Source organism: Gordonia amarae NBRC 15530, assembly GCF_000241345.1.
Lineage (GTDB): Bacteria > Actinomycetota > Actinomycetes > Mycobacteriales > Mycobacteriaceae > Gordonia > Gordonia amarae.
On record NZ_BAED01000003.1, the window covers coordinates 192,191 to 201,487 of the forward strand.

8 protein-coding genes are annotated in these 9,297 nt (G+C 66.3%); 7 read left to right on the top strand and 1 reads right to left on the bottom strand.

Features of this window, described 5'->3' with window-relative positions:
• Nucleotides 1–99: 99 nt before the first annotated feature.
• The gene (locus GOAMR_RS01080; protein ID WP_040514004.1) at nucleotides 100–1,350 is read left to right on the top strand and encodes a flavin-containing monooxygenase; all 1,251 of its coding nucleotides are present in this window, start codon (nucleotides 100–102) and stop codon (nucleotides 1,348–1,350) included.
• Between the two features lie 85 nt (nucleotides 1,351–1,435).
• Here the strand turns inward: GOAMR_RS01080 and GOAMR_RS01085 are convergent, their stop codons facing one another.
• Entirely contained in the window at nucleotides 1,436–2,929 is a 1,494-nt protein-coding gene (locus GOAMR_RS01085) for an aldehyde dehydrogenase family protein (protein ID WP_005181480.1), read from the bottom strand.
• 258 nt (nucleotides 2,930–3,187) lie between these two features.
• On the opposite strand from GOAMR_RS01085, the gene GOAMR_RS01090 reads away from it, so the two are divergent.
• The 6 genes from GOAMR_RS01090 to solA all read left to right on the top strand — a co-directional run bounded on the left by GOAMR_RS01090 (nucleotide 3,188) and on the right by solA (nucleotide 9,284).
• Nucleotides 3,188–4,594 carry a purine-cytosine permease family protein gene (locus tag GOAMR_RS01090; protein ID WP_005181483.1) on the top strand — a complete coding sequence of 469 codons (1,407 nt, stop codon included), beginning with the start codon at nucleotides 3,188–3,190 and terminating at the stop codon, nucleotides 4,592–4,594.
• Nucleotides 4,595–4,706: 112 nt separating this feature from the next.
• On the top strand, nucleotides 4,707–5,141 hold the full coding sequence (locus tag GOAMR_RS01095; RefSeq protein ID WP_005181488.1) for a RidA family protein: 435 nt from the start codon (nucleotides 4,707–4,709) through the stop codon (nucleotides 5,139–5,141).
• Nucleotides 5,138–5,812 carry a DUF1028 domain-containing protein gene (locus GOAMR_RS01100; protein WP_005181490.1) on the top strand — a complete coding sequence of 225 codons (675 nt, stop codon included), beginning with the start codon at nucleotides 5,138–5,140 and terminating at the stop codon, nucleotides 5,810–5,812. The genes GOAMR_RS01095 and GOAMR_RS01100 overlap by 4 nt, the downstream gene beginning before the upstream one ends.
• Nucleotides 5,813–5,814: 2 nt before the next feature.
• Nucleotides 5,815–6,978, top strand: a complete 1,164-nt coding sequence (locus tag GOAMR_RS01105) for a M20 family metallopeptidase (RefSeq protein ID WP_005181493.1) — start codon at nucleotides 5,815–5,817, stop codon at nucleotides 6,976–6,978.
• An 18-nt stretch (nucleotides 6,979–6,996) separates the two neighbouring features.
• A complete protein-coding gene (locus GOAMR_RS01110; RefSeq protein ID WP_005181494.1) occupies nucleotides 6,997–8,130 on the top strand; it encodes an ornithine cyclodeaminase family protein in 1,134 nt (377 codons plus the stop codon).
• Nucleotides 8,131–8,162: 32 nt separating this feature from the next.
• Nucleotides 8,163–9,284, top strand: a complete 1,122-nt coding sequence (gene solA, locus GOAMR_RS01115) for an N-methyl-L-tryptophan oxidase (RefSeq protein WP_005181496.1) — start codon at nucleotides 8,163–8,165, stop codon at nucleotides 9,282–9,284.
• Nucleotides 9,285–9,297: the final 13 nt, after the last annotated feature.

Sequence of the window (9,297 nt, forward strand, 5' to 3'; positions counted from 1 at the left end):
TAATGCAGAACATAGATTAGTTCTTCTTTACATATGCTCATGGCGGCCGGATCATGGAGGCAGTCAGACATAACGCCTACAAGTGCGGTGGAGGTTGCGGTGAGCGACGAAACAGTCGAGGTTCTCGTCATCGGTGCGGGACAGGCCGGTATTGCGATGAGTGAGCATCTCGGCAAACAGGGCATCGGTCACTTGGTCCTCGAACGTGACCGCGTCGCCGAACGCTGGCGCTCGTGGCGCTGGGATTCCCTCGTCGCCAACGGACCCGCTTGGCATGACCGTTTCCCCGGATCCGAATTCGACTGCCCACCTGAGGCCTTCGCCGGAAAGGAGGAGGTGGCAGACTACCTCGCCGCACACGCGGAGAAGGTCGGCGCACCCATCCGCACCGGCGTCGAGGTCACCAAGGTCCGTAAGCACGAGGGCCGGCCCGGCTTCCACGTCGAGACCTCCGACGGCACCATCGACGCACACTTCGTCGTCTCGGCCACCGGTGCCTTCCAGAAGCCGATCATCCCCGCGCTGGTACCCGAATCGGCGGGCTTCGCCCAGCTCCACTCCAGCGATTACCACAACCCCGGACAGCTACCCGAGGGCGCCGTACTGGTGATCGGTGCCGGGTCGTCGGGCGTGCAGATCGCCGACGAACTCAACCGGTCCGGCAAGCAGGTCTACCTCGCCGTCGGCCCGCACGACCGCCCGCCACGCAGCTACCGTGGGCGCGACTTCTGCTGGTGGCTTGGCGTTCTCGGCCTCTGGGACGCGGTCACCCCGCCCGCCGGCGCCGAGCACGTCACCATCGCGGTGAGCGGCGCCCACGGCGGTCACACCGTCGACTTCCGGCAGCTCGCCGACGAAGGCGTCACCCTCGTCGGACGGGCCAATGAGTTCGACGGCACCCGCATGCGCTTCGGTACCGACTTGAAGGCCAACATCGACGGCGGCGACGCCAACTACCTCGGAATGCTCGACGCCGCGGACGAATACATCGAACGCAACGGCCTCGACCTGCCCGAGGAGCCGGCCGCGCGCGAGATCATCGCCGACCCCGCATGCGTCAGCGCTCCGATCCTGGAGCTCGACCTGGCCGCCGCCGGCGTCACCACGATCCTCTGGGCGGTCGGTTTCGGCAATGACTACGACTGGCTGCAGGTGGACGCCTTCGACGAGGGCGGAAATCCGCAGCACCAGCGCGGTGTGTCGTCCGAGCCCGGCGTGTACTTCCTCGGCCTGCCCTGGCTCTCCCGGCGCGGTTCGAGCTTCATCTGGGGCGTGTGGCACGACGCCAAATACCTCGCCGACCAGATCGCCATCCAGCGCGCCTACGCCGAGTACAGGCCGCCGGCCTGACGGCTCACGGACCGGGTTCCGGGCCCTGAGTGCCCAAGAGAATCGCCCGTGGTGACCAGGTCACCACGGGCGATCGTCGTCGGGGTCAGTCGCCCTTGGCAATCCACGTGGTCTTGAGGCCGGTGAACTTGTCAATGGCGTGCACCGACAGGTCGGGCCCGAAACCGGACGCACCGAAACCGCCGAACGGGGTACCCATCGACAGCGCGTCGACGGTGTTCACCGACACCGTGCCGGCGTGCAGGGCGTCCGAGACGCGCAGCGCCCGATTCAGGTTTGACGTCCACACCGAGGCGGCCAGCCCGTAGGGGGTGTCATTGGCCAGGGCGACGGCCTCCTCCTCGGTGTCGAAGACGATCACGGCCAGGACCGGGCCGAAGATTTCCTCGGTGACCACCGCCGAGTCGACGGCGAGGCCGGTGACGACGGTGGGTTCCATGAAGTAGCCGGTTTCCCCGACCCGCTTGCCGCCCAGGGCGACCTGCCCGTCGGCGGCACCGACCTGGGCATACCGCAGGATCTGGTCGAGTTGTTTGCCCGACACGATCGGTCCGGCGGTGGTCGCGGGATCGAGCGGATCGCCCGGGTAGTAGTGGGCGGCCCGTTCGACGACCTTGGCGACGAACTCGTCGGCGATCTCACGCTGCACCAGCAATCGACTGTTGGCCGAACACACCTCGCCGGAATTGCCGAAGATGCCGAAGCACGCCATCTCGGCGGCCTTGTCGAGGTCGTCGCAGTCGGCGAACACGAGGTTGGGGCTCTTGCCGCCGCATTCGAGCCACACTTGCTTCATGTTGGAATCGCCGCTGTAGCTCAGGAACATCTTGCCCACGGCGGTCGATCCGGTGAACGTCAGGCAGGCGACGCCGGGGTGCAGGCCGAGCGCCCTGCCGGCGGTCGCACCGAGGCCGGGCACCACGTTGAACACGCCCGGCGGCAGCCCCGCTTCGACCGCCAGTTCGGCCATCCGCAACACCGACAACGGCGATTCCTCCGCGGGTTTGAGGACGACGGTGTTACCCGCGGCAAGCGCCGGCGCGACCTTCCACGCCGCGATGTCGAGCGGGAAGTTCCACGGAACGACGGCTCCGATCACCCCGAGGGGCACGCGCCGCACCATGGCGACACTGCCGTCGGCGGTCGGCGGCAGCTCGCCCGGGATCTTGTCGATGACCTCGCCGTAGTAGCGGAACACGGCCGCCGCCCCGGCGACCTCGACGTTGATCGCGTCGCTGATCGGTTTGCCCATCTCCAGCGTGACCAGCAGCGCGAGTTCGTCGGCATGTTCGGTGATCAGATCGGCGAAGCGGCACAGCAGGCTCCCGCGGGCGCCGGCCGACAGTGCCGACCAGTCGGCGAACGTGGCCGTGGCCGCGGCGACGGCCGCGTCAATGTCGTCGGCATCGCCGGCGGCCACCTCGGCCAATGGTTCGCCGGTGGCTGGATTGATGACGGTGAAGGTCTGCCCGGACGCCGCGGGGACCCAGTGGCCCCCGATATAGGCCCGGGTGGGAAAAGTGGCCTCGGCGGCCCGGCCATGCCAGTCGTCGACGGTGAGTTCTGTGGGGTCGGTCATCCCACAATGGTGACCCCGACCGGACCGCAAATGTGTAAAACCCAGGTGAAACCTGGCTAGATCTTATTGATCCAATGCAACAGTTTTCCCGATACACATGCTCGCGACACGACGTGCGTGCGGGCGCCCTCGAACCATCAAGAGAATTGATGCATTGGACCCAATATTTCTGATTTATCTTTCATTGCAGATGGGTCAAACTCTCTTCATCGCCCCGATGCCGCGGCGGTCACCCTCCCCGCGAACGAAAGCCCCCTTATGAGCACTCCCACCCCGGCCACCCCGGTTCCGGCGCAAGTCGAAAAGCGCACCATCGACCACATTCCCGAGGATGAGCGCCACGGCCGCGGCCGCGACCTCTTCACAGTCTGGTTCGGCTCGAACATCATGCTGCTCACCATCATCACCGGCGCCCTGGCAACAACGGTGTTCGGTCTGCCGCTGTGGGCCGGCGTGCTCGCCGTGATCATCGGCAACGTCGTCGGTGGCATCGTGATGGCACTGCACGCGGCGCAGGGCCCCCAGATGGGCGTGCCGCAGATGCTTCAGACGCGAGCCCAGTTCGGTTCGTACGGAAGCCTTCTCGTCGTCGTCCTGGTCGTGTTCATGTACCTCGGGTTCTTCGCCTCCAACGCGGTCCTGGGTGGGCAGGCACTGGCCCAGGTCACCGGAATGCCCACCGGCCTGGCCACCTTCCTGATCGGTTGTGTGAGCGTGGTCGCCACCATGGTGGGATACAAGCTCATCCACAGTCTGGCCGCGGTGTTGTCGGTGGTCGCCGGCGGCGCGCTGATCATCGCCTTCATCTGGATGGTGTGGGTGAATGGTCTGCCCGAGGACACCCTGCACACTGACGGATTCAGCGTCGCGGGCTTCATGGCGACGATCTCGGTGGCGGCACTGTGGCAGATCGCCTACGCGCCGTATGTGTCCGACTACACCCGCTACATGCCCAAGGACACCGGAGTGCGCGCAGCGTTCTGGGCCACCTACGCCGGGTGCGTCATCGGCTCCACCCTGCCGATGCTGCTCGGCGCACTCGTCGGTGCGGCACTGCCCAACGACGACACCATCGCAGGGATGGGCACCCTCACCCACGGTGTCACCACCGGAATCTTCATCGTCTTCGCCGTCGGTGTCGCCGCCACCAACTCGATGGACCTGTACTGCGGTTCGCTCTCGACCATCACCATCGGCCAGAACATCTTCCCGCGCTGGCAGCCCCGCGCCATCAGCCGGGCGATCACCGCCGTCGTACTGTTCGCCGTCGCCATCGTCCCGGCGATCTTCAGCGCCGACGACTTCCTGGCCAACTACGCCAACTTCCTCGCCCTGCTGCTGTGTGTACTGATCCCCTGGACCGCCATCAACCTCGTCGACTACTACGTTCTCCGGCACGGCGACTACGACATCCCGTCGCTGTTCGAACGCGACGGCGGCGTGTACGGCACCTTCAACTGGACGGCCATCGCCTGCTACTTCATCGGCATCGTCATCCAGATCCCGTTCCTGTCCACGACTCTCTTCACCGGGTTCGCGGCCGAGGCGATCAACGGCGTCGACATCTCGTGGCTGGTGGGGCTGGCCGTGATCTGCCCGCTGTACTACGTGCTCATGCGCCCGCAGTTCCAGGAGAGCGCCGAGCCCGCCGCCGAACCGGCCTGAGCGACCGCCCACGCCGACGTACCGTAAGACCACCGCCGAGCCCGGCCCCGGCACAACCCGCCCAGAACACGACCCGAACCGACCCGACCCACAGTAGGACAAGGAACAACACATGGCACCGACGCACCGGCGGATCCGGCCGTTCAACACCAAGGACACCTACCCCGAGCAGAACCTCGACAACGACCTGTGCCAGGCCGTCGTCGCCGGTGGGGTGGTGTACCTGCGCGGACAGATCGGCCAGGACCTCGACACCCGCAAATCGGTCGGAATCGGTGATGTCGCGGTCCAGACCGAGAAGGCCATGAGCAATATCGCGATGCTCCTGGAAGAGTCGGGAAGTTCGCTCGCCGACATCGTCAAGGTCACGGTGTATCTCACCGATATCCGCTACCGCGAGACCGTGTACCGGATCATGGGCCGCTGGCTCAAGGGCGTGTATCCGGTGTCGACGGGTCTGGTCGTCGAGGCGCTGGCCCGTCCGGAATGGCTGGTCGAGATCGATGCGACCGCCGTCATCAGCGAATCGCAGGCGACGGCACCGTGACATTCTCCCTGGTGGTCCGCGACGAGGCGACCGGCGCGTTCGGGATCGTCATCAGTTCATCGAGCCCGGCGGTGGCCTCGCGTTGCGCGCACGCCCGCGCCGGGGTGGGCGTGGTGGCGACGCAGAACGTCACCAATCCCGCCCTGGGACCTGCGGTTCTCGACGCACTGGCCGCCGGTGCCGACGCTCCGTCCGCGCTGGCACAGGTGTTGGCGGGCGAACTGTTCCCCGAGTACCGGCAGGTCACGGTCGTCGACGCGGCCGGCCGGACCGCGGTGCATTCAGGTGCCAACAGCCTGGGTATCAACACCCATCGCGAAGGCGAGAACGCTGTCGCCGCAGGCAATCTCCTCGCCGACGAACAGGTGATCACCGAACTGCTCGACGGCTACTCGACCAGCAGTGCCGCGTCTATGGAGGAGCGCCTGCTCGACGGATTTCGCGCCGCACTCGCGGCGGGCGGTGAGGCCGGTCCCCTGCACTCCGCCGGGATGCTCGTGGTCGAGGATGTTCCGTGGCCGGTCACCGATCTACGTGTCGACCACAGCGACGACCCGCTCGGCGAACTGGCCGGACTGTGGGATGTGTGGCGGCCGCAGAAGAACGACTACCGGGTGCGCGGCGTGAACCCGACCAGCGCACCGTCCTACGGCGTACCGGGAGACGAATAGCCATGTCCGAGAACACCAGCGACTTCGACTCGGCCGTTTCCTCGACGGTGACCGGAGCGCACCCCGCGCTCGTGGCACTCGCCCGCGACCTGTACGACCATCCCGAGATCGCCTGGGAGGAGGAACGTTCGGCACAACGGGTCGCCGATCAGCTGGCCGCGGCCGGGTTCACCGTCACCGGCAACTACTGCGACCTGCCCACGGCGTTCTCCGCAACCGTCGGATCGGGTGACCTGCACCTGGGATTGTGCGCCGAATACGACGCCCTCCCCGGCCTCGGCCATGCGTGCGGCCATAACCTGATCTCGGCGATCACCGTGGGCGCGGCCACCGCGCTCGCGCCACTCGCCGATGACCTGGGCATCACCCTGCACGTGCTCGGCACTCCGGCCGAGGAAGGTGGGGGCGGCAAGATCGAGATGCTCGAACGCGGTGGGTTCGACGGTCTGCACGCGGCCGCGATGGTTCATCCCGGCCCGGTCGACGTGGCCCGTGCGCGGCCGTTCGCGGTGTCGCACAGCCACATTGAATACCAGGGAAAGTCGGCACACGCCGCGGCCTATCCCGACCGCGGCATCAACGCCGCCGACGCATTCACCCTCGCGCAGGTGGCCATCGGTTTGCTGCGCCAGCAGTTGCCTTCGTCGGTGCGGGTCCACGGTCTGCTCACCCGAGGAGGCGAGGCCCCCAACTCTATCGCCGAACGCACCGAGGGCCGCTGGTACGTGCGCGCGGAGACCCTCGCCGAACTCGCCGAGATCGAACCGCGCGTGATGCGCTGCTTCGAGGCCGGAGCACTCGCCACCGGCGCACAGCTGACGGTGACACCCGAATCCAAGCCGTATGCCGAGTTCCGTACCGACGAGGAACTGCTCGCCTGCTACGAGAAACGTGCATCGGCCGTCGGCCGCACCTTCGGTTCAGGTTCGGATGCCACGATGGCGCGAGCATCCACCGACATGGGCAATGTGTCTCAGCAACTGCCCGCCATCCATCCGTACATCGGGATCGATTCGCTGCCCGCGGTGAACCATCAACCCGAATTCGCAGCCGCCACCATCACTTCCGCCGCCGAGGACGCCATCGGTCAGGGCGCGGTCGCGCTGGCCGGCACCCTCATCGACGCCGCCGTCACCACCGGCATCCGCGACCGCTTGCTCGGCTGACCTTCCTGGAGCACCCCCATGAACACCGCAATCGATTTCCTCTATCTTTCCGAGCCCGACATGATCGCCGCCGGGGTCACCGACATGGCCACCTGTGTCGACACGATGCACGAGATGTTCAAGCTCCTGCATGTCGGTGACTACCGGATGGCCGGACCCAACAGCGATTCGCACGGCGCGATGATCACCTTCCCCGATCCTCCGCCGTTCCCGACGATGCCCCGCAACACCCCCGACCGGCGACTCATGGCGATGCCGGCCTACCTTGGTGGTTCGTTCGGCACGTTCGGCGTCAAGTGGTATGGGTCGAACGTCGAGAATCGTGAGAAGGGTTTGCCCCGTTCAATTCTCATGTTCATGCTTTCCGATGTGGATACCGGCGCGCCGCTGGCGCTGATGTCGGCCAATCTGCTCTCGGCCTACCGGACAGGTGCCGTTCCCGGCGTGGGTGCGCGGCTGCTCGCGCGTCCCGACGCCACGACCGTCGGTATCGCCGGTCCAGGTGTGATGGCCCGGACCACGCTCGCGGCGTTCATGACGACCTGCCCGAACATCGATACCGTCAAGGTCAAGGGCCGCGGCCGGGCCAGCATGGAGAAGTTCATCGCCTGGGTGCATGAGAACCATCCGCGGATCACGACGATCGAGGAAGTCGACACGTTCGAGGAGGCGGTGCGTGACAGTGACCTGATCACTTTCTGCACCACCACCGTCCCCGACGACCCGTCGACATATCCGCTGATCAAACGCGAGTGGGTCAAGCCGGGCGCGATGCTGTCGATGCCCGCCGGGTTGGAGATCGACGAGGACCTGCAGGCTCCCGACGTGCGCAAAGTCGTCGACAACATCGGCGTCTTCGACGCATGGGCCGCCGAGGAAGGTTATCCGACGCACAATCTGGTGCCGATCATCGGATGCAAATTCACCGACATGATCCACGACGGGAAGATGAGCCGCGAGGACCTCGTCGATCTCGGGGCCGTCGCCGCCGGCGAGACGGTGGGACGACGCAGCGACGATGAGATCATCATCTTCGGTATCGGCGGGCTGCCCGTGGAGGACGTGGCGTGGGGTACCACCATCTACCGCACCGCCCTCGCCAAGGGTATCGGGACGTCGCTGAATCTGTGGCAGTCCCCGGCGATGTCCTGATCGCCGGTACAGGTATTGCAGGAAGGTAAGTGATGGATACCCACGTAGTGGTCGTCGGGCTCGGCACCTCGGGATCGATGGCGCTGTGGCAGTTGGCCAAACGCGGAGTGAAGGCCATCGGCGTAGAACAGTTCGGCGTCGGGCATTCACGCGGATCGTATGCCGGTGACTCGCGGCTGTTCCGGTCGACCGTACACGAGGGCACCCGCTATGTGCCGCTGCTGCAACGCGCCCGTCAACTGTGGCGCGAGCTCGAGGCCGAAACCGGTCGCCACCTGTACGACGAATGCGGCGCCCTGCAGATCGGTCAGGCCGGCTCGGGGTCACTCGCCAACTCGCTGGCGTGCGCCGAGAAGTACGGCCTGCCGTACGAGTTGCTCGACGCCGACGCCCTGCGCGCCCGCTACCCGCAGCACCGGGTCGACGACGACGATGCCGCGGTACTCGACGTGCACGCCGGCAGCCTCTACCCCGAGGCGAGCGTGTTCGCCGCCGTGGAGGCCGCGAAATCCCATGGTGCGCAGGTGGTCACCAACACCGAGGTGCTCGACTTCGACGAGGAGGGCGGCCGCCTCAAGCTGGTCACCTCGGGGGAACCGATCATCTGCGACAAGGTGGTCGTGGCCACCGGGTCGTGGACGATGCGCCTGCGGCCGGACCTGCGCGGATATCTGCATGTGCTGCCGTTCGCACTGACCTGGTTCATGCCGCATCACCCGGAGCTGTTCACCCCCGACCGTTTTCCGGTGTTCATCCGCGATTCCGACGGCGTCCACCTGTACGGCACCCCCACACACGATTCGTACAGCGTGAAGGTGGCCAGCGACCCGCAGTGGGCGGCAATCGCTGATCCCGACGAGATTCCGGTGTTCGAGCGCACCGAGCTACGCAGGATCGGTGCGTGGGCGGCGAAGTATCTGCCCGACCTCAACCCGGAGCCGGTGCGCCATTCGATGCACCACGACCTGTGCGCGCCCGGCGACTTCCCGATCATCGACCTCGACGAGGATTCAGGAATGGTGTTGCTCACGGCATTCTCCGGTCGCGGATTCAAATTCGCCCCCGTGTACGGGGAACTTGCCGCCGACCTCATCACCGGCGAACGCAACGACCTCTACGATCCGGGTTTCGCACTGTCCGGACATGATCGGTGACCACCGCGCGTCC

Excerpts from the sequence above, each read along its gene's own strand:
- GOAMR_RS01105 (WP_005181493.1), top strand. The coding sequence starts at position 5,815 with ATGTCCGAGAACACCAGCGACTTCGACTCGGCCGTTTCCTCGACGGTG.
- GOAMR_RS01110 (WP_005181494.1), top strand. The coding sequence starts at position 6,997 with ATGAACACCGCAATCGATTTCCTCTATCTTTCCGAGCCCGACATGATC.
- GOAMR_RS01085 (WP_005181480.1), bottom strand. The coding sequence starts at position 2,929 with ATGACCGACCCCACAGAACTCACCGTCGACGACTGGCATGGCCGGGCC.
- GOAMR_RS01095 (WP_005181488.1), top strand. The coding sequence starts at position 4,707 with ATGGCACCGACGCACCGGCGGATCCGGCCGTTCAACACCAAGGACACC.
- GOAMR_RS01090 (WP_005181483.1), top strand. The coding sequence starts at position 3,188 with ATGAGCACTCCCACCCCGGCCACCCCGGTTCCGGCGCAAGTCGAAAAG.
- solA (WP_005181496.1), top strand. The coding sequence starts at position 8,163 with ATGGATACCCACGTAGTGGTCGTCGGGCTCGGCACCTCGGGATCGATG.